The sequence below is a fragment of the Yaniella sp. genome (assembly GCF_030453185.1).
Classification (GTDB): domain Bacteria; phylum Actinomycetota; class Actinomycetes; order Actinomycetales; family Micrococcaceae; genus Yaniella.
Window position 1 is genome coordinate 1 of the sequence record NZ_JAKDKW010000004.1, and the last position, 17,473, is coordinate 17,473.

Below are 17,473 nucleotides of genomic sequence, written 5' to 3' on the forward strand. Positions count from 1 at the left end.
TGGTCCAAGCAGAGAGGGAGTGTCTTGTTGGGGCCTTCACGCATTTAACCCACCAGGCTCTAGCGTGCAATGAATGCGAGCGGGAAGAGCGTCGCGTCATAAGAATTGGCGTGGCCGCCGCAGAGGTTTTCTTGCCATTCCAGTCAGTGCTTGATGTCTTCTGTGGCCATGTGCTTTAGAATACTTTTATGGTTAAAATCCAAAACGCTCATTGGACACAGATGCGTCATGAAACGGCATACAATATTGCACGTCTTCGGTACCGCGTCTATGTCATGGAACAAGGCATCACAACGGTTGAAGAACTTGATGGTCGCGATTTAGAACCCACGACTCAAGCCTGGTGGATCCAAATTGAGGGTGTACCAGTCTCGACACTCCGTGTGTTGCGAGAGGACCCCCACACGCTGTCTATCGGTAGGGTTGCGACAGATAAACCGTTTAGAGGGCTTGGTCTTGCGAGCGCGTTGATCCGTGCCGTAATGGCGTATTATCCTGATCAGCGACTTGTAATGCACTCACAATCGCATTTACAGGACTGGTATCGGACCTTCGGGTTAGAAACCCAGGGCGAACCTTTCTACGAGGCCGGTATCGAACACGTATCAATGGTGCGGGATCCTACGCTGCAATCCGACGAGCAATTAACGGCTGACATCGACACCTCTTCATTGTGGGCCATAAATGAAGATACGCCCTCTGAAGTTGATCATGGGACTCCGGATCCTGGGACGCCCCAATATTTTGAAGACCTACAGCGCCGCTATCTTATGCGGCGAAGCCGGAGATCCTAGAACCCTCAGCCCGTAGAAGATGTAGCGGACGTTAGAGCAGCTGTCGGGTGAGTTGCTCGGAAGTCGCCGCAACGTTGAAATAGGTGGTTCCTGGCTCGGTCTGCCGGCCGGCGGCCAGGGAGTCCGCAACAACGGGGTCGAAACCTAGCAGAGCCAACACCTCGGCGACCTTTTGGGCCGCTTCGTCGTGGTCTGAGGCGACCGCCGCTGCTCGAGCGTCATCCGCGCGAGGCGTGTCCATGGCCCAGTGCGAGATATGGTTCAAAGCTTTTACGACTCGCGTCCTTGGGAATTGTTGTGCGATGACCTCTGAGGAGCTCAAGCCAGAGTTTAGCGCGGTTGTGAACCATTCTGGAAGTGGCTCATCCTCCCATCGATTCGTAGCGTCTACGAGAATGCCTTCACCAACCCAGTCTGGGGAGACGTCGTCAAGATCCTCTTGCGGTACTACGAGGACGACGACGTCAACGTCTGCGGCTATATCATGAGCATATACAGCCGTGGTAGAAGGCGCATACTGCAAAAGATGATACTTCATCTGCGACGGCGATCGGGTGGAAGCGATCTGTGTATCCACACCTGCCCGGGCTGCAGCTCGAGCAATGGCAGTCCCGGCACGGCCCGCGCCTAAAATGCCTATTTTCCTAATTGATGACATTTCGCTGTGCCCCCAGACCTTCGATGCGAGTCTCTACAACGTCTCCTGGCTGCAACCATGGCCGACGGCCATTTTCATCGCGCATGGCGAGAGCAACGCCTCCCGGCGTACCGGTCATGATGATGTCACCGGGCAGCAGCGTGATCATTTGAGATAGGTACTCGACCAGCTCGGCTACGCCAAATACGAGATCGTTGACGGAGTCGTTTTGTCGTACCTCGCCATTGACCAGAGTTGTCAACTGGGCGTCGTCGTTGAACTCATCGGCAGAAACGAGCCACGGCCCCACCGGCGTAGTTGCTTCAAAGATCTTTCCTTGCATCCATTCGTCGGTCCGCCCTTGATAGCCTCGAAGCGAGATGTCGTTGCTGATCGCGTAGCCGCCGACGTGCCGCATGGCTTGGTTCTTCGGGATGTTTTTGCCGGGTGCTCCGATGATCACCGCGAGCTCGCCCTCATAATCCATGCGGTGATCTGCCTCGGGGAGGGCGATATCAGCAAAAGGACCGGTGAGCGTTTGACCATACTTGGCGAATACCGTGGGATATTCTGGTAGCTCGAGACCAGTTTCAAGAATATGATTGCGGTAGTTCAAACCAATGCAGAATATCTTGGACGGGTACGGTATTAGAGTGTCATAGTTGAACTGGGTAATATCGAGCACTTTGGTGGGATCTTCTTGTGCCTCGCTCATGGCGGCTCGGATCGCTATTGTGCGCTCTTGCGGCGGCAACGTCAGATACGCTCCGGCATCTGTGATTCCGCTGAGTTCAATCGCCTGCGTCGCGTATTCAACGCCCGCGTCGTCGATGGCAGTTTCTGTAATGACTGCTGCAAAAGTGGCGCCAGGCTGATCAGGCCGCGCGTGAGGTAGTCGAAAGGTAGCAATTTTCATAGTCCAAGTTCACCATACTCTCAACCTCCAGGGAACGATGCGTGACCTTGTAACCTCGGTCTGACTACGCGCACAGTCAAATACGGGTGATTTAACTGGTGATCGCTCCTATATCGGGGACAATGGAGATATGTTTGAACCCCTGGATTTACAAACGCCGCAACTGGCGGTAGGGCTTGGTTTTGTGTTCGCCATTGCCGGTGCAGCAATCCTGGCGCACGCGCTCTGGCGAAAACGTCGCCTCAAAGCCTGGGGCGAAGGTGAGTCCAGACGGTTCGAAGGGACCGACTCCCGAGGAGAGCGCCCAGACGCACCGAAGGATGTTCGCATCGAGACCATTGCAGCGGTAATTGCCCTAGTCCTCGGCATGGGTGGGATTGGGTATGGGATGGTTGGACAGGTTCACCAGAACGATGTCTTGGAATCTAATACGATCGCCAAGTACCCGGAAATTGAACGAGTAGTCCCAGAACAATGGCGCGGAAACCTCTTAGAAGCTGAGGTGACGACCACTGATGGTGAACAGCTAAAAATGCGCATTACTTTTGATCCAGACACAGGAGAACCCTCTATTCAGGGAGACCATCCGGAACTTTCGGAGTCGCAGTAGCTCATCAGGCAACATACAGTTTATTTGCGTAGAATCTAACTCGTTCAAAACTTGATAACCTCGATTCGCTTAGGTAAAGGATAATGGCCAAAAACAAAGCACCAGGTAGCTCCCGTGATACAGCACGGCAAGCGCATGCCAATCAACTGGCAGCAGAGAAGCGCCGCTCGCGCACCATCACGTGGACCATCGTTGGTGTGATTGCAGTAGTGGTTGCTATCGTCGTCGTCGTAATGGTGATGAATTCCTCGCGTTCAATTCCTGACGCCGGTCCTGCCCCGACTTCGGGGACGGCATCAGGCGGGATCCTCTTTGAAGATGGTGCGCCTGCCGAAGGCGATGCTCCAGATGAAGTGAATGCGACTGAGGTTGACGAGCCAAATCCCGAGGCAGCCGGGGAAACACCGACAGAAGTGCCAGGTGCAGATTCAGCAGATATCATCATTTACGCTGATGCAAACTGCGTGCACTGCGCCTCTTTTGAAGAGGAAAACTCTGAAGCAATCGACGAGCTAGCCGCTGATGGTCACACCGTTGAATACCGTCTAGTGAACTTCTTAGATAACCCGGGCACTGATAACTATTCGTCCAGGGCTGCCAACGCAGCGACCTGTGTCGCTGAAGAGTCCCCGGAGAACTCCCTAGACTTCATCGGCGAACTCTTTGCCAGCTACAACACACATCAGGGTGCCGGACTTTCTAACGAAGAAATAGAAAGCGTAGCCTCTGATGTTGGGGCAGACATTAGTGATTGTGTATCGGACAACACGTACCGTCCTTTTGCGGACTACACGACTGCAAAGGCTATTGAAGCCGGTATTGCTGGAATACCTTCAGTATGGGTCGGTGGCGAATACTACGAAAACACCGGCGGAGGGGAAACCTTCCAAGAATTCGCCGAGTCTCAGCTCGAAGGTTAATGAAATCCGAGCTAACCGTTTAGTTTTTGTTTCCTGTTGATTTGGGCTAGACTAGCCAGGGTCGATACGACCTCGGTTAGTCGGCCCACGCCTCCTTAGCTCAGCTGGCCAGAGCATCTGTCTTGTAAACAGAGGGTCACCAGTTCGAATCTGGTAGGGGGCTCCAGCCCTAGTGCGTTGCAAACACAATGTACTGGGGCTTTTCTGTGCCCGCAAGACGCCCGACTTGAGCGCACGGTGCCAACCGTACCAAGTGGCTTTCGCCTTTCCTGAGCCGAGCGCATCCGTTGGACATCGTGAGACTGGTTGTCGAGCAGTTCGGCGAACTGGATACGCTTCTTCAACTTCAGGTTTTTCGCCGACAGTTTCTTCGTTGTCGGGACGCTCTGAGACGTTTGCAAGACGACGAGAATGGTGCTGTCGTACCTCTAAAGTCCCACTCATCGAGAACGCATTGAACGCGGCGGGCAAGTGATCCTTAGAGCTCGGTGTGATCGATTCGTCGTTGATGCTGTTATTGCTGGATTCTCGAATGATCAGGCAAGGGGGTCTCATCACCAACCGCCTAGAGCTGAATTCCTATCTTGGCTGTTTCCAAGAGCTTGCTCAACCGGTGCAGAGCGTCTTTTCTGGATAGCGCGTGTTTGACGCTAACCGGTCCGAACGCTTTAGACAGCCGTAGTCGTCGTCATTGACGTCTTGGGGCGTCAAATAGACTAGTGGGTACGTTTTTATGTCGATAAAAACCAGGATGCGGATCGACTGACTGGCGGCGGACACTGTTTCGCTTATAAGGAAACTACGAATCAATCAGCGCATGGAGGAGTGGGTTGTTGCTATGCATTGAGGACTGCCGCAGGGCGTGATGAGCTTGCAAAGTAGCGGTGAGCCACGATTGATATATTGCGAACTTCCAACTGGTGGCGTTGGGCTGACGAGGGGTGACTATGCATGGCTGAGAAGAATGCTGTCGGGGCGAATGGCGCGGATGTCGGCGCGGCCGCGCCGATTCAGTCGGTGGACAGGGCGCTTCAGATTTTGGAATTGCTGACTGAGTCGCCCACACTTGGGACTTCGGACATCGCACGGAAGCTTGGTGTTCACCGATCCACGGCGTCGAGATTGTTGGCCACTCTGGAAGCGCGGGACGTTGTTGAGCAAGTTTCAGACCGTGGAGCATATCGACTTGGGCTGGGTCTCTTGCGCATGGCATACCCCGTATCGACGCGGTTCGATTTGGCCCGTGATGGCCAGGTTGTTTGTGACGCTTTAGCTGAGGCAACGCAAGAAACTTCCAACGTTGCGATCCTTGATGGTGGTTATGCGGTGACGATTACGCAAAGCGCCGGCCAGCGGATGGTCGGGGTAGCGGGGCAGTATGTGGGGCAGCGGGCTCCACTGCACGCGACGTCGACGGGGAAGCTTTTGTTGGCCTATGTCTCCGGGCGGGCGTGGGACCAGTTGAGTGAAGGCTCGCTCGAACGGTTCACCCCGGCAACTCGGACCAATTTTGATCAGCTTGCGGAAGAGCTTGAGGAGATTCGTCAGCGGGGTTGGTCGTCAGCGGTTGGGGAGTGGGAAGAAGGCATCAATGCTTTGGCGATCCCGGTGTGGGATGCCACCGGGGAGCTGGTCGCCGCGGTGTCCGTGACGGCACCCGACTTCCGGATGCCCGAAGCCGGATTCGAGCAATTTCTGAGCTCGCTCAGGATTGCAGGGAAAGATTTTGAAGCGCGTCTGGGCTTCTCTCGAATCGACCCGACGACACCGAGCATGTAGTCGTCGATTCGACGCGAAATTTAAGCTCCCAGGGCTCTTTACCTGTGATGGGGATCACGCGTAGAATGCCAGTATGTGCTGCATAGTCCGAAACATGCATCACATTATGCAACAGTGAGAGTGGGTTTTGGCGTCCGCTACGATGCGCTCTCCTTTCCCAATGGGAGGTCCTCCATGAACATGAATATCCCTTCCGTCGATCAAACAGATCGTCATGTGCCTATCAACTTGCGCCAGTCTGGTCCTACATCTGTCGAAATGCTGGTCGATACTCGAGTTCGAAAATCCCCGTATTGGCATCTGTCGATGGAAGCTGGCTGTTGGCGTGCTTCTGTCTATAACCGCATGTATCATCCACGCGGTTATGTGCGTCCCGAAGACGGCGGAACCATGGTGGAGTACGAAGCACTCGTTAACCATGTGACCTTGTGGAATGTCGCCGTCGAGCGTCAGATTCAGGTCAAAGGCCCGGATGCCGAGGCATTTGTGAACTTCGTGATCACTCGAGACGCCACCAAGATACCGGTGATGCGTGCGCGCTATGTGATCTTGTGCAATGAGACAGGGGCATCCTCAATGACCCGGTATTGCTGCGCATCGCTCAAGATGAGTTCTGGTTTTCCCTCTCGGATTCGGATCTTGAACTCTGGTTGCGGGGCGTCAATGTGGGACGCCGATTCGACGTCGACATCCAAGAGATCGATGTCGCACCGGTCCAAATCCAAGGTCCGAAGTCAGTCGATTTGATGACTGATCTCTTTGGCGATGGCATCGCTGAGCTGCCGTCATACGGGCTCTTGGCAGGTCAAGTCGCCGGGCACGACGTGATTATCTCGCAAACTGGTTTTTCAGGCGAAAAGGGCTACGAAATCTACCTCTATGATGCCTCGCAGCATGCCGAAGACTTATGGAACGCCATTCTGCAGGCCGGAGAGAAACATGAGCTGTCCGTTATCGCGCCGGCACACCACCGTCGGATTGCAGCTGGGATTCTCTCCTGGGGGCAAGACATGGACCAAGAGGTTCTGCCGTTTCAGGTGAATCTCGCCTATCACGTGCCACGAGAAAAGGAAGCGCAATATATCGGTAAGGCAGCACTCGAAGAAGCTCGTGATCAACTGGATGTCGGTGTGTATCCGTTCACCCACCAAATGGTTGGCATGATTATGGGTGGTGCGCCGATTGACGACTACGCCCCGGATTTCTGGCTCATCTCGGAAACTGCTGACGCAGAGCCAACCGGCTACGTCACTTCTCCGTGGTTCTCCCCAGAACTTGGGCAAAATATTGCCATGGGTTTCGTGCCCATCGAAGCTTCCGCTATCGGAACCGAATTATGGGTTCACCTACCGGAAAAGTACTCGGACCTTCCAGGTAGCCCAGTGGCGGCCCAAGTAGTTCCCGTACCGTTTCGGGAATCGGTGAATCCCAATCAGCGTGAGATTCTGCAGAGGAGGGGGCTGGACACCGCAGTCTAAACTGTGTGATCTCTTGCAAACACGTTGAAACTCGTAGCCCCGTACCCGGGTGAAGGCCGGGTACGGGGTTTAACTGTATTGTGCGACGAGGCTATCGTGGAGAATCTAGCCCCCGGGGAGCCGCCATCGGCTGAGAGTGCGCTTGAGCGCAGACCCGTACACCTGATCCGGGTCATGCCGGCGGAGGAAGGGCTCCATGAGCTTAGCTGTTCACACAACATCAACTGCCACACCATTTGCGTCATCGATTCCCTGTGCGGCGATGATTTTTCCACCGTTATTCCAGTTTGCTGGAGCGTGGCGACAGCCTGGTAACCGCGCTGACTGGCTGCGTGCTGGTTTCTGGAGTGACATGGGCCAGCAACTGGAAACTGACGGTTACGACATGCTATTTATTCCTGACGCTCTAGCTATGGCACGCGGTCATGATGGCAGCACAGACGCCATCATTGCAACAGGTGCCAAAGGTGGCATCTACCTGGACCCGGCTACCGTTATGTCGACTGTAGCCGCAGCCACGAACTCGCTGCGGCTAGGATGCACCATCTCGACCTCGTTTCTGCCCCCTTATGACATTGCCCGTCGCATGGCGACCTTGCATCAGCTCTCCAATGGGCGGGCCGCATGGAACATCGTGACGTCAGCCTATGATTACGAGGCAATCAATATGGGGTTGCCGGAACTCGAGCCGAAAGATGAGCGATACCGGACCGCAGATCGCGTGACTCGAGAAGTTCTAGATGTTTGGGCATCATTTCCTCACGAGGCGCTATTAATTGACACAGCAGCAGGTCGATTTGCTGATGCAGACAGGATCCGACCGACGGCCACTGGTATTGGCCCGCTCACGTTGCCCGGTGATGTGCGCGGACAACGGCCCATGCTGTTACAGGCAGGTGCTTCACCGATTGGTCTGGACTTCGCAGCACGTTGGGCTGACGCTACGTTTATGGTCGCAGCCGATACTTCGCAGGCAAGACGGATTCGCACAGACCTTCGATCCCGGGCGGCCAGAGCCGGTCGGAGTCCAGACGACATCACCACATTAATGGGTGTTCAACCGGTCGTTGGTACAACCGACGAGGAAGCTCAAGCGAAGCTCCAGCAGCAAAAGGACCTAATTGATCCGTGGACCGCCTGGCAAGATTTGGCCACACTGTTCCGCGCGGACCCAAATGACTGGGAGCTGGCAGATTCGGCAGAAGACTTCCTCAAGAGGCAACGCGGCGCCACCGGCGCAGCAGGATTCGAAAATATCGTCGCCCAAGTTGTTGCTGACGGCGCGACGACCCTCGGTGCGCTCGCCGTCATTGGCGCGCTGGCGCAGTTCAAACCCATTCTGGTGGGGTCGGCAGAGACAGTTGCACAGGAAATGCAGGCGATGGTGGAACAGGGCGCCACGGATGGATTTATGATTATGGCTACCGTGGTTCCGGAGTCATTCACCAGTTTTGCTCCGGTCATTGCCCGGCTCAATGGCCGAACATAACTACTGTTCGTTTGCCCGTAGCTGGTCAAAGGACACTACGTTGGAACGCAGCCGGGGTGCTTGGTTCGAACTGCTATTGCCTTCCACAAGCTGGTCAATAAAGTTGGAGATCCACGGCGGTAATGGTTCCCAGCCGGTAAAGTATTTCTCTCGGTTGGAGACTTTTTCGGCGTGACTATAGGTACTGCGCAGGGCGTGGGCGATTTCTTTCTCTGTTGACGTGGGAAAGAGCTTGGCCCGGATCTCGCCGTTGGTGATCGTGCGTTCAATGATTGGTAGGGTTCGCCAATGTTTGAATGCGGACGACGCCGCGTAAGCTCCACCGCCACCGTGTTGTCGGGCCGACGCGTTGACGAGCCAGGCATAGAGGAAATCGAATTGGCACAGCGAGTTCAGCAGTGTTTCGGTCGTGCGGGTCTTGTTATTATTCAGTCCAAAGTCGTGCAGTACATCGGGACGCAGGAGGGGATTCGACCGGGCCCACGATAGACCTTCGGAAATCATTGTGCCGTTATCGTCGTCGTGATGGTTTTCATCGGGCGGCTGGGACGAGAATGGATACTGGTTGTGTGCAGAGGCTTCGATCTGACCGTAACGGATCCAGGAGCTATATCGCGGATGTGCCGGGGTTCGCTGAAACGGACGCAACACAAGTTCTGGAATCAGTTCCCAACAGCCTGTGCGGACGGCGGCAGCCCCGAATAAATAGCCTGCGACAACCTTGCAGCTACTGCGCTGGGCGACTTCGCAATGGAGGCGAAAGCGTCGTACATTGTCTCGATGGTTTTGACCGCCAAGTAGTGGTCATCGGCCAACATTGCTTCGCACCCGACGCCGACTAGTCGGACTAACGGTTTGACCAGGTCGTCGTTCATCACGATGTCATCCCGTGAGTTTTGCAGGAAGATCTTCAGCTCGGCCCGATTGCCCTGCCGAATGTTGGCTCGAATGGCGCTAGAAACAGTTTCATCTGCCAGGAATGGTTCCAGCGGGACATTGACTTTGCTGCCCCCGCCAATTGCATCGGCGAGCTTGGACATCAGCGAATTCACGTCGCTGGTCGCAGCTTCTTTCATATGATGGTCATGCTTGGATAAGACCGATGGCCAATCGCGGTAGCGCACTGGCACATTGCCGGCACCATCCCGGATAAAAATTTCTCCTGGTCGGAACACCGTTTTCGTTTTCATCCGGCCTTTGCCGTTGGGCTTGTTGTATTGTCCTACGCTCATCATCGGAACAGGCAGGCCAGAACGGGTAGAAAATATCGCAACAACGACGACGTCGCTGCCGTTGAGGGTGTGGATCTGCGAGACGACTTCGATATCGGCTTCAATGTACTTGCCAATTTTGTCCCGCAATGTAGCACCATCAAACATCTGCCGGTTCTTGATGCGCCAAGGCTTGTCTGGCAAGTTGCCTTCATCTGTGATGCCGATCAGAATGTAACCCCCGGGCGGACGATTCGCCATGGCGACGGCGTCTTTGACGAAATCGAGTTCATGTTTCCGATCGCGCAGATCTAACTCGACCTTGAAGTCCAGTTGAGTTTGTTCCCCGAGCCGGAGTAGTTCTTGAAGTTTTTCCTCGTCGGTTCTTCCGTCCCATACCACTGCCATAAATGATCCCAATCATGCGAATATAGCTAGCTTGATCCGAGTATCGTTCACGCTGGTTACAGTCTCCCCGCGTGTCTTTACGGTCCACGCTAACGCACGATTGCAACGAAAGGGGAGAGCTGCGGTGAATATTGTTGGATGCCAATGACCTACGAAATGCCACGGTAAGGCTGCGTTCACCTAAGCTCACCGCCGACAAGGAGACTTAGGTTTTTTGTCGTCTCAAATTTACTCGCCGCAGCCGTTAGAGAATATGACACACCCTGGCGCCGAGACGCCGATTTGCGCTCAAGAGGACCTCAATATGCTGCGTTGTTAGTGGTACCGTAAAGTTCAACTATCCTGTGACTATATTCATTAGCGGAACACCCTGGGCCAGAGCCACGGAGGAGACGTATGTCGAACGAACAGCGCCCGAACGACAAATGGCCGGCGTCGCAATGGCCACACGGAAACGGGTCAGCTGGACAATCTCCATATGACGACGACCAGCCTACCGAGGCGATGCCCCCGCAGAATCACTGGCATGATCCGCAGTGGGCCAGTCCGGGACAGCAGGATCCTCAACAGACGAAACCGCTGTGGCGTGGTCAGAACGAACCGCAGTGGCAGCGCCAAGATTATGGGGCCTGGCCGCCGCAAGATAATCAATCTTGGCAGGGTGCTGGACAGCAACCATACGGCGGTTCAGGCGACCAATGGCAGGGACAAGCCGGTCAGTTTTACGACCCAAACCAGCCGTTCTATGACCCAAACCAGCATTATTACGATCCGAACAACCCCCACGCATGGCAGGGTGCGCAAATGCCTGGTGGTGGACCGCCGCCGAAACCTGCCTATAAGCAGTGGTGGTTCTGGACCATCATCGGCATCATTGTGGTCGGTATTGTTGTCTTGATCTTCGCGCTACTGTCTGGAGATGATGAAGATCCGGCCTCCACGGATCCAAACCCAACAGAGCAGTCCGACCCAAGCCCAACGGAACCAGCGGAATCTCTTGACGCCACGAACGATCCTGAGGTGGATCAGGAGCCTGAGCCAGCCGAAGAACCCGATAACGGCGGAATGGCACAGGGCGACGGCGGGAACAACGATGAAGCTCTGGCAGCCGCCCAAGAACGGATCGACGGCGGGTATTCTTATTGGGGTCCAGAGGATCTCGCAGGTCTGTTAGAAATCGACGGTTATGACAGCGAAGCCGTGGACTATGCGATCAGTAACCTGGACGTTGACTGGAGTGAGCAAGCAAGCGGCGAGGCCCAACAGCTGGTGGACAGCGACTACAACGGCTACTCAGAAACTGGAATTGAAAACTACCTGGAATATTCCGGATTTGAACCGGGGCACATCGACGCTGCGATGAATAGCATTGACGTGGACTATAACGACCAGGCAGTCGAAGCGCTGGAGTCTTATCAAGAGCTGTTCGACGATTCCACTGAGGACGAAGCTCGTGATTATTTATCGTATTCAGGTTTTTCTGATGAACAGATCGATCATGCCTTTAGTAATGCTGGCTAACAGCGAAAACCAGGCTGCACCCCTCGGTTTTTCGGCAGTATTTCACTGAAAATCGAGGGGCTGGTCGACCCTGGAGTAGGGTGGAATTCTGATACAGTATTGGCGTTATCGGATCCTTAGCTCAGCTGGTTAGAGCGTTCGCTTCACACGCGAGAGGTCGCTGGTTCGAGTCCAGTAGGATCCACTGTTTCCCGGGAGGTTTTGCCCGGGATTTTTGCTTGGAGGGAGGGCAACGGTGGCGAACGAAGAACGTGAGAGCAACGATGTTGAAAAGGAACTCGAACCGAGTACTTTCGACGCATCGAAGCATGACTCAGACGAAGTAGAATCTCGAGAGCCTCTGCCTGAGGTCGGTATCATGCCCGTCATCCGTCCGGCAGTGACGCTACCGAACCCGGATGTTGATGCTCGGCAGGTTGCGCCTCAGATTGTTGGACCCGAAACGGCCCCACAGGATCCAGTGCCCACTTCAGTGCTCTCCACTGACGACGATCTCGAAACCGCCCCCCAACCTCTTCGGGATCTTCCCAATGAGGAACAAGAGGCCGCGTATATTCAGGAAAAGACTGATCCTGATACACGAAAATTTCCGGCGCTCACGACTTGGCGGCAAGCGTTTCAAGGAATCGGGGACCGCCAGAAGGATAAAAAGTCGGAGCAGGACACCGAGCGGGCCAGTTACGTCGATGATTATGCACCCCAGACCGAGGCGTTGCCCACCCAAGCGATACGACTGGTAGATCGTCTCCATGACTCGCCATACCAGCTAACTGGTGCACGCTATAAGGCCGTCGCTGAGGCAAAAGATGCCCATAACACCATGTTGTTGGCGCTAAAATTGGGCGAAACCATGTTTAGGTTTGGTGCCGGGGCTCTGGAAGTTGAGACATCCATCATCGTGGTCACCCAGGCCTATGGTGTCTACGATGCTGAAGTAGATATCACGAACCAGTCGATCTCTTTAAACTTCGCTCCGGTAGGTGAGCCGCCAGCTACATATCAGCGAGTCGTACGTTCTTGGGATTCAGACTTCGCGGGCTTGGCAGATCTCCATGAACTCGTGTCAGGTATTGCGGCAGGCGACGTTGCCCGTGACGACGCGCAAGCTGCGCTAGCTGCTATTCGACACCGAAAGAAGACTTTTCCGCACTGGGTGTCGTTCGTTGCCAACGGTGTTTGGGCTTCGGCCTTCGTGTTGTTTATCGGGGGATCTTGGTTTTCTGCTCTGCTTAGCCTGGGAGCCTCAACCTTGAGCATGGCGACCGTGTTCGTGATGACTCGTTGGCGCGCGCCCGATGTGTTTGCGACGATGGCTGGTGGGAGCATGGCGACCGCCCTAGCGTTTGGACTGTATTGGCTGGATATTTTCCGAGACCCTGCACTGATGATTGCGGCGTCGTTGATCCTTCTGGTGCCTAGCCTGCGGATTGTGTCCGCGGTGCAGGACGGGATTAATGGCTTCCCCATCACCTCTGCGGGCAGGATCGTGTCTTCGGTGCTGACGTATGTTGGCCTGGTGGCGGGCATCGTGGTCGGCATCGTTGTCCTCGCCATGTTGGGAGCACCAGAAATCGATATCACGCAACTGCCGACGCGACAATATCCACATTGGCTCGTCAGCATTTTTGTTGCGGTTGCAGCTATGGGCAACGCGATCGCAGGTCAGACGCGATGGCGACTCATTTTGCCGACTGCGCTGGTGTCAGCCATCGGCTATGTCGTCTACGTCACTGCAATCGAAGTTGGTTTCGGCCCGAGTATTGCACCCGCGGCAGCAGCCGTGGTCTTAGGGTTCTTCGCCCGGATTGTCGCCTTGAGTTTTCGTGCACCGCAGTTGGTTATTGCGGTACCTGCGAGTATTTTCTTGTTGCCAGGGCTGATGATTTTCCGGGCGATGTATCAAATGGGCTACAACGTGGACATGATGTCTGACGGCGTCTCCGTGCTTTTGCAAGCCTCAATCATCATCTTGGCGACGACGACCGGCTTGGTGCTGGGCGATTCACTGGCTCGGCCACTGACGTCGGGACTCAGAGCCAATGAACGTCGTCGAGTGGCCAATAGCTAGTCAAAGAGCACCTGCTGCTCGGCGGAGCTCTGCTGTGTTTCGGTTGCCCAATTAATCGGAGCCAGACCGTGGCCGCTCAAGAAAGCGTTGGTCCGAGAAAAGGGCTGTGACCCAAAGAACCCACGTCGGGCAGATAACGGCGACGGATGTGCGGATTCGACAACCAAGGTGTTTGGGGCCGTGAACAGCGGCGCAAGCGTCCTGGCCTGACCACCCCATAACAGGACAGCCAGGGGAGTGTCGCGTTCGGCTAACGCCCGGACGACAGCATCGGTGATGGGTTCCCAACCGATTTTGCGATGTGAACCTGCGTCGTGTGCGGTCACCGTCAGGGCACGGTTCAGCAGAAAAACGCCTTGAGCCTCCCACGAACTCAGGTCACCGGAAGCCGCTGGTTCAATGCCAAGATCATCGCGCCGCTCAAGAAAAATATTGGTCAGTGACCGGGCGATGGGACGGATCGACGGATCCAGCGCAAAGCTGAGTCCGACCGCGTGACCCGGTGTGGGGTAGGGGTCCTGGCCAACGATCAGGACTTTGACCTGATCAAATGGCATCCGAAAGACTCGTAGGACATGTTCCGGCTGTGGCTCGATGCGCTCGCCGTCGTCACGCCGTGCTTGCAGCTGCTCCATGAGATGGTGCAGCTGAGCTGCCACCGGTTCTAAGACCGGGTACCAGGACGGATCAATATCAGGCCAGAGAGAAAAGGACATAGGTTTAGCCTAACGAATACTACTGATCGGAGTAGTTTAGACTGGTGGGCGATGATTGGATCAGAAAGGGGACGCATGGCAGTGCTGAGTGCGACCGAACAGCAAATGCTGGAGTTTGAAAAACGCTCCTGGCATTACGCTGGAGCCAAGGAACGGGACATTACCGATACCTTTGGCATGACACCGACCCGGTATTATCAGAAGCTTGCTCGTCTGATTACTACCGAGCGTGCCTACGCTTATGCCCCAATGTTGGTTGATCGCTTATTGAACTCACGGTCCACCGTGCAGCGGGCAGAAGGTGTTGCATAGTGAGTCAGGGATCTCCTGAGCAGAAGTATCCGCGCGACCGTTTTGACGACGTCGCGCCTTATACCACTCAGCAAGGTGCACATCGCAAAGACTTTGCGCCCCCTAAGGGAAGCGGTCATCTTAATGCCATTATCCTTGCAGGTGGTGTCGCCCTTGCCATCGGTGTTGGTTCGTTCTTGTGGTTGCTGCCCTCCGATCCGCTGAACCAGGCCGGATCCGCGCCCGAAGAAACGACCAGCGAAACAGTCGAAGACGAACCCCAGGATACAGAAGAAACTGTTGAACCAGAGGACGTCGCCGAGCCTGAGCCAACTGCTGAACAGGATGAGCCGGAAGCGTTCGAATCCGAAGACCCCGAAGACCCTGAAGAGACAGCAGAGATGGATGAGTCGGAGTCTGATGAGCCGGTGGATTATGAGGTTCCGATCGGGGTGTATAACGCTTCGACCGTTCAGGGCCAGGCAGCATCGGTTGCCCAAGATCTTGGCGGTGCAGGCTTTAACGTGCCGGTCGCTGATAACTGGAGCGGTGCTGTTCCATCCTCGACCACCGTCTATTTCTCTGATAACGAAGCCACGGCCAATGCTGTAGCGGAACAGCTCGGGGCAACAGCCATCTATGAGCCGTCCGTCGACGGTGTAGTCGTTGTGTTGACGGGCAGTTAATAAACCTTTAGCTACTTGCACTCAAGTGTTCCGAGTGCTAAAACTAGTGTTAGCACTCTCTGGGCGTGACTGCCAAAGTACGCTCGGAGGATTACCTCACCATAAGATGAAATCTTTGTACCGCCACCCGGTTAGGTGCATTGGTTTGCCGTCGCGGGCACTTTGGTGCAGGTGCGGAATCTACTCGTCCCGAAAGGACCGTGCAATACATGGCTAAGACCATTGCATTTGACGAAGAAGCACGCCGCGGCCTCGAAACGGGTTTGAATACCCTTGCCGAGGCTGTCAAGGTCACCCTGGGCCCCCGTGGCCGTAACGTCGTACTCGAAAAGCAGTGGGGCGCTCCAACCATCACGAACGATGGTGTATCGATCGCTCGTGAAATCGATCTGGAAGACCCATACGAAAAAATCGGCGCCGAGCTGGTTAAAGAAGTTGCCAAGCGTACCGATGACGTAGCCGGTGACGGTACTACTACCGCAACCGTATTGGCACAGGCGCTTGTCTCTGAAGGCCTACGTAACGTGGCTGCTGGTGCAGACCCGATCGCTCTGCGTCGTGGCATCGATAAGGCTGTTACTGCAGTGACCGACGCACTTCAGTCGCAGGCTCGTGAAGTCGAGACCAAAGAGCAGATCGCCAATACTGCCGCAATTTCAGCCGGCGACACCGAAATTGGTCGTTTGATTGCTGAAGCGCTGGATAAGGTCGGTAAAGAAGGCGTGGTCTCGGTAGAAGAGTCCAACACTTTCGGCCTGGAACTGGAACTGACCGAAGGTATGCGCTTCGATAAGGGCTATATCTCCGGCTACTTCGCCACAGATGGTGAACGTCAGGAAGCAGTTCTCGAAGACCCATACATTCTGATTGCCAACTCCAAGATCTCTAACCCACGTGACATGGTTGGTATCCTCGAGAAGGTCATGCAGTCCAACAAGCCGCTGCTGATCATCGCTGAAGATCTCGAGGGTGAAGCCCTGGCGACCCTGGTTGTCAACAAGATCCGCGGCACCTTCAAGTCGGTAGCCGTAAAGGCTCCAGGCTTTGGTGACCGGCGTAAAGCGATGCTCAATGATATCGCTATCCTGACGGGTGGCCAGGTTATCTCTGAAGAGGTTGGCCTGAACCTTGAAAACGCTACCCTCGATATGCTGGGTACCGCACGCAAGGTTGTTGTAACCAAGGACGAAACCACCATCGTTGAAGGTGCTGGCGACTCCGAGCAGATCGCTGGTCGTGTGACACAGATCCGTGGCGAAATCGAAACCACCGATTCAGACTATGACCGTGAGAAACTGCAGGAACGTCTGGCCAAACTGGCCGGCGGTGTTGCCGTTATCCGTTCGGGCGCTGCAACCGAAGTCGAGCTGAAAGAGCGCAAGGCTCGGATCGAAGACGCTGTTCGTAACGCAAAAGCCGCGGTTGAAGAAGGCATTGTTGCCGGCGGTGGCGTTGCACTGATCGAGGCTGCACAGACTGCCTTTGCAAGTCTGGAACTCGAGGGCGACGAAGCCACTGGCGCCAAGATCGTTCAGGTTGGTGTTGAAGCTCCACTGAAACAGATCGCGCAAAACGCTGGTATGGAACCAGGCGTCGTTGTTGATCGCGTGAAGAAACTTCCTACAGAAGAAGGTCTGAACGCAGCCACCGGTGAGTACGTCAACCTCCTTGATGCTGGCATCAACGATCCGGTCAAGGTAACTCGTTCTGCACTGGAGAACGCAGCTTCAATTGCTGGTCTGTTCCTGACCACAGAAGCTGTCATTGCTGACAAGCCAGAACCTATGGATCCAGCTGCTGCTGCAGGTGGCATGGACCCAATGGGGGGCATGGGCGGCATGATGTAAGGCTCTTTGCCTTAGCTGCTCTCAAGATCCCTAGATCTTGTATTTATCCCCGGTCGATGAGACCGGGGATAAATGCTTTAATACGATGATTTTGTTTTCAAG

16 protein-coding genes, 2 tRNA genes, 1 pseudogene and 1 riboswitch are annotated in these 17,473 nt (G+C 55.1%); of the genes and pseudogenes, 14 read left to right on the plus strand and 5 right to left on the minus strand.

Going from position 1 to position 17,473, the window contains the following annotated elements; all coding sequences use genetic code 11:
* Positions 1 to 221 precede the first annotated feature (221 nt).
* Positions 222 to 794, plus strand: a complete 573-nt coding sequence (locus L0H14_RS01315) for a GNAT family N-acetyltransferase (protein ID WP_301421323.1) — start codon at positions 222 to 224, stop codon at positions 792 to 794.
* Positions 795 to 825: 31 nt separating this feature from the next.
* Here the strand turns inward: L0H14_RS01315 and L0H14_RS01320 are convergent, their stop codons facing one another.
* On the minus strand, positions 826 to 1,452 hold the full coding sequence (locus tag L0H14_RS01320; protein ID WP_301416796.1) for an NAD(P)-binding domain-containing protein: 627 nt from the start codon (positions 1,450 to 1,452) through the stop codon (positions 826 to 828).
* Entirely contained in the window at positions 1,439 to 2,347 is a 909-nt protein-coding gene (locus tag L0H14_RS01325) for a fumarylacetoacetate hydrolase family protein (protein WP_301416795.1), read from the minus strand. Before L0H14_RS01325 ends, L0H14_RS01320 begins: the two co-directional genes overlap by 14 nt.
* Positions 2,348 to 2,477: 130 nt before the next feature.
* Here L0H14_RS01325 and L0H14_RS01330 point away from each other — a divergent pair, with 130 nt between their 5' ends.
* The 7 genes and pseudogenes from L0H14_RS01330 to L0H14_RS01360 all read left to right on the plus strand — a co-directional run bounded on the left by L0H14_RS01330 (position 2,478) and on the right by L0H14_RS01360 (position 8,623).
* On the plus strand, positions 2,478 to 2,957 hold the full coding sequence (locus tag L0H14_RS01330; protein WP_301416793.1) for a hypothetical protein: 480 nt from the start codon (positions 2,478 to 2,480) through the stop codon (positions 2,955 to 2,957).
* A gap of 83 nt (positions 2,958 to 3,040) precedes the next feature.
* Positions 3,041 to 3,877, plus strand: coding sequence for a thioredoxin domain-containing protein (locus L0H14_RS01335; RefSeq protein ID WP_301416791.1), 837 nt, complete (start codon positions 3,041 to 3,043; stop codon positions 3,875 to 3,877).
* Between the two features lie 89 nt (positions 3,878 to 3,966).
* Positions 3,967 to 4,043: transfer RNA gene (locus L0H14_RS01340), tRNA-Thr, on the plus strand.
* 785 nt (positions 4,044 to 4,828) lie between these two features.
* Positions 4,829 to 5,656 carry an IclR family transcriptional regulator gene (locus L0H14_RS01345; protein WP_301416789.1) on the plus strand — a complete coding sequence of 276 codons (828 nt, stop codon included), beginning with the start codon at positions 4,829 to 4,831 and terminating at the stop codon, positions 5,654 to 5,656.
* A gap of 390 nt (positions 5,657 to 6,046) precedes the next feature.
* A pseudogene (locus tag L0H14_RS01350) lies at positions 6,047 to 6,645 on the plus strand (aminomethyl transferase family protein); the annotation flags it as partial.
* Between the two features lie 177 nt (positions 6,646 to 6,822).
* Positions 6,823 to 7,134: a glycine cleavage T C-terminal barrel domain-containing protein gene (locus L0H14_RS01355; protein ID WP_301421331.1), complete on the plus strand. Its 312-nt coding sequence runs from the start codon at positions 6,823 to 6,825 to the stop codon at positions 7,132 to 7,134.
* A gap of 103 nt (positions 7,135 to 7,237) precedes the next feature.
* A riboswitch (TPP riboswitch) is annotated at positions 7,238 to 7,340 on the plus strand.
* Positions 7,331 to 8,623 (plus strand): NtaA/DmoA family FMN-dependent monooxygenase, encoded by a 1,293-nt coding sequence (locus tag L0H14_RS01360; protein WP_301416785.1) that lies wholly within the window; start codon positions 7,331 to 7,333, stop codon positions 8,621 to 8,623. Its footprint overlaps the riboswitch before it by 10 nt.
* On the opposite strand, the gene L0H14_RS01365 is transcribed toward L0H14_RS01360, so the two are convergent.
* Both L0H14_RS01365 and L0H14_RS01370 read right to left on the minus strand, forming a co-directional pair.
* Positions 8,624 to 9,274: a hypothetical protein gene (locus tag L0H14_RS01365; protein WP_301416783.1), complete on the minus strand. Its 651-nt coding sequence runs from the start codon at positions 9,272 to 9,274 to the stop codon at positions 8,624 to 8,626.
* Positions 9,275 to 9,285: 11 nt separating this feature from the next.
* Entirely contained in the window at positions 9,286 to 10,242 is a 957-nt protein-coding gene (locus L0H14_RS01370; protein ID WP_301416781.1) for a helix-turn-helix domain-containing protein, read from the minus strand.
* A 396-nt stretch (positions 10,243 to 10,638) separates the two neighbouring features.
* Between L0H14_RS01370 and L0H14_RS01375 the strand changes: the two genes are divergently transcribed.
* The 3 genes from L0H14_RS01375 (at position 10,639) to L0H14_RS01385 (ending at position 13,831) form a co-directional block, all read left to right on the plus strand.
* Positions 10,639 to 11,763, plus strand: a complete 1,125-nt coding sequence (locus L0H14_RS01375; RefSeq protein WP_301416779.1) for a hypothetical protein — start codon at positions 10,639 to 10,641, stop codon at positions 11,761 to 11,763.
* 110 nt (positions 11,764 to 11,873) lie between these two features.
* A tRNA-Val gene (locus tag L0H14_RS01380) sits at positions 11,874 to 11,947 on the plus strand.
* A gap of 51 nt (positions 11,948 to 11,998) precedes the next feature.
* Positions 11,999 to 13,831 carry a threonine/serine exporter ThrE family protein gene (locus L0H14_RS01385; RefSeq protein ID WP_301416777.1) on the plus strand — a complete coding sequence of 611 codons (1,833 nt, stop codon included), beginning with the start codon at positions 11,999 to 12,001 and terminating at the stop codon, positions 13,829 to 13,831.
* On the opposite strand, the gene L0H14_RS01390 is transcribed toward L0H14_RS01385, so the two are convergent.
* Positions 13,828 to 14,547 carry a uracil-DNA glycosylase gene (locus L0H14_RS01390; protein ID WP_301416775.1) on the minus strand — a complete coding sequence of 240 codons (720 nt, stop codon included), beginning with the start codon at positions 14,545 to 14,547 and terminating at the stop codon, positions 13,828 to 13,830. The genes L0H14_RS01385 and L0H14_RS01390 overlap by 4 nt on opposite strands.
* Before the next feature lie 75 nt (positions 14,548 to 14,622).
* Between L0H14_RS01390 and L0H14_RS01395 the strand changes: the two genes are divergently transcribed.
* The 3 genes from L0H14_RS01395 to groL all read left to right on the plus strand — a co-directional run bounded on the left by L0H14_RS01395 (position 14,623) and on the right by groL (position 17,371).
* Complete coding sequence (locus tag L0H14_RS01395; protein ID WP_301421325.1) at positions 14,623 to 14,859, plus strand: DUF3263 domain-containing protein; 237 nt, start codon at positions 14,623 to 14,625, stop codon at positions 14,857 to 14,859.
* Complete coding sequence (locus L0H14_RS01400; protein ID WP_301416771.1) at positions 14,859 to 15,524, plus strand: LytR C-terminal domain-containing protein; 666 nt, start codon at positions 14,859 to 14,861, stop codon at positions 15,522 to 15,524. The genes L0H14_RS01395 and L0H14_RS01400 overlap by 1 nt, the downstream gene beginning before the upstream one ends.
* A gap of 209 nt (positions 15,525 to 15,733) precedes the next feature.
* Positions 15,734 to 17,371 (plus strand): chaperonin GroEL, encoded by a 1,638-nt coding sequence (gene groL, locus L0H14_RS01405; protein ID WP_301416769.1) that lies wholly within the window; start codon positions 15,734 to 15,736, stop codon positions 17,369 to 17,371.
* Positions 17,372 to 17,473 lie beyond the last annotated feature (102 nt).

What these genes read in the sequence shown, in the direction of transcription:
- L0H14_RS01325 (WP_301416795.1), bottom strand. Translation starts at nt 2,347, where the DNA reads ATGAAAATTGCTACCTTTCGACTACCTCACGCGCGGCCTGATCAGCCT.
- L0H14_RS01390 (WP_301416775.1), bottom strand. Translation starts at nt 14,547, where the DNA reads ATGTCCTTTTCTCTCTGGCCTGATATTGATCCGTCCTGGTACCCGGTC.
- L0H14_RS01320 (WP_301416796.1), bottom strand. Translation starts at nt 1,452, where the DNA reads ATGTCATCAATTAGGAAAATAGGCATTTTAGGCGCGGGCCGTGCCGGG.
- L0H14_RS01355 (WP_301421331.1), top strand. Translation starts at nt 6,823, where the DNA reads ATGGGTGGTGCGCCGATTGACGACTACGCCCCGGATTTCTGGCTCATC.
- L0H14_RS01335 (WP_301416791.1), top strand. Translation starts at nt 3,041, where the DNA reads ATGGCCAAAAACAAAGCACCAGGTAGCTCCCGTGATACAGCACGGCAA.
- L0H14_RS01370 (WP_301416781.1), bottom strand. Translation starts at nt 10,242, where the DNA reads ATGGCAGTGGTATGGGACGGAAGAACCGACGAGGAAAAACTTCAAGAA.
- L0H14_RS01395 (WP_301421325.1), top strand. Translation starts at nt 14,623, where the DNA reads ATGGCAGTGCTGAGTGCGACCGAACAGCAAATGCTGGAGTTTGAAAAA.
- groL (WP_301416769.1), top strand. Translation starts at nt 15,734, where the DNA reads ATGGCTAAGACCATTGCATTTGACGAAGAAGCACGCCGCGGCCTCGAA.
- L0H14_RS01315 (WP_301421323.1), top strand. Translation starts at nt 222, where the DNA reads ATGCGTCATGAAACGGCATACAATATTGCACGTCTTCGGTACCGCGTC.
- L0H14_RS01345 (WP_301416789.1), top strand. Translation starts at nt 4,829, where the DNA reads ATGGCTGAGAAGAATGCTGTCGGGGCGAATGGCGCGGATGTCGGCGCG.
- L0H14_RS01375 (WP_301416779.1), top strand. Translation starts at nt 10,639, where the DNA reads ATGTCGAACGAACAGCGCCCGAACGACAAATGGCCGGCGTCGCAATGG.
- L0H14_RS01330 (WP_301416793.1), top strand. Translation starts at nt 2,478, where the DNA reads ATGTTTGAACCCCTGGATTTACAAACGCCGCAACTGGCGGTAGGGCTT.
- L0H14_RS01360 (WP_301416785.1), top strand. Translation starts at nt 7,331, where the DNA reads ATGAGCTTAGCTGTTCACACAACATCAACTGCCACACCATTTGCGTCA.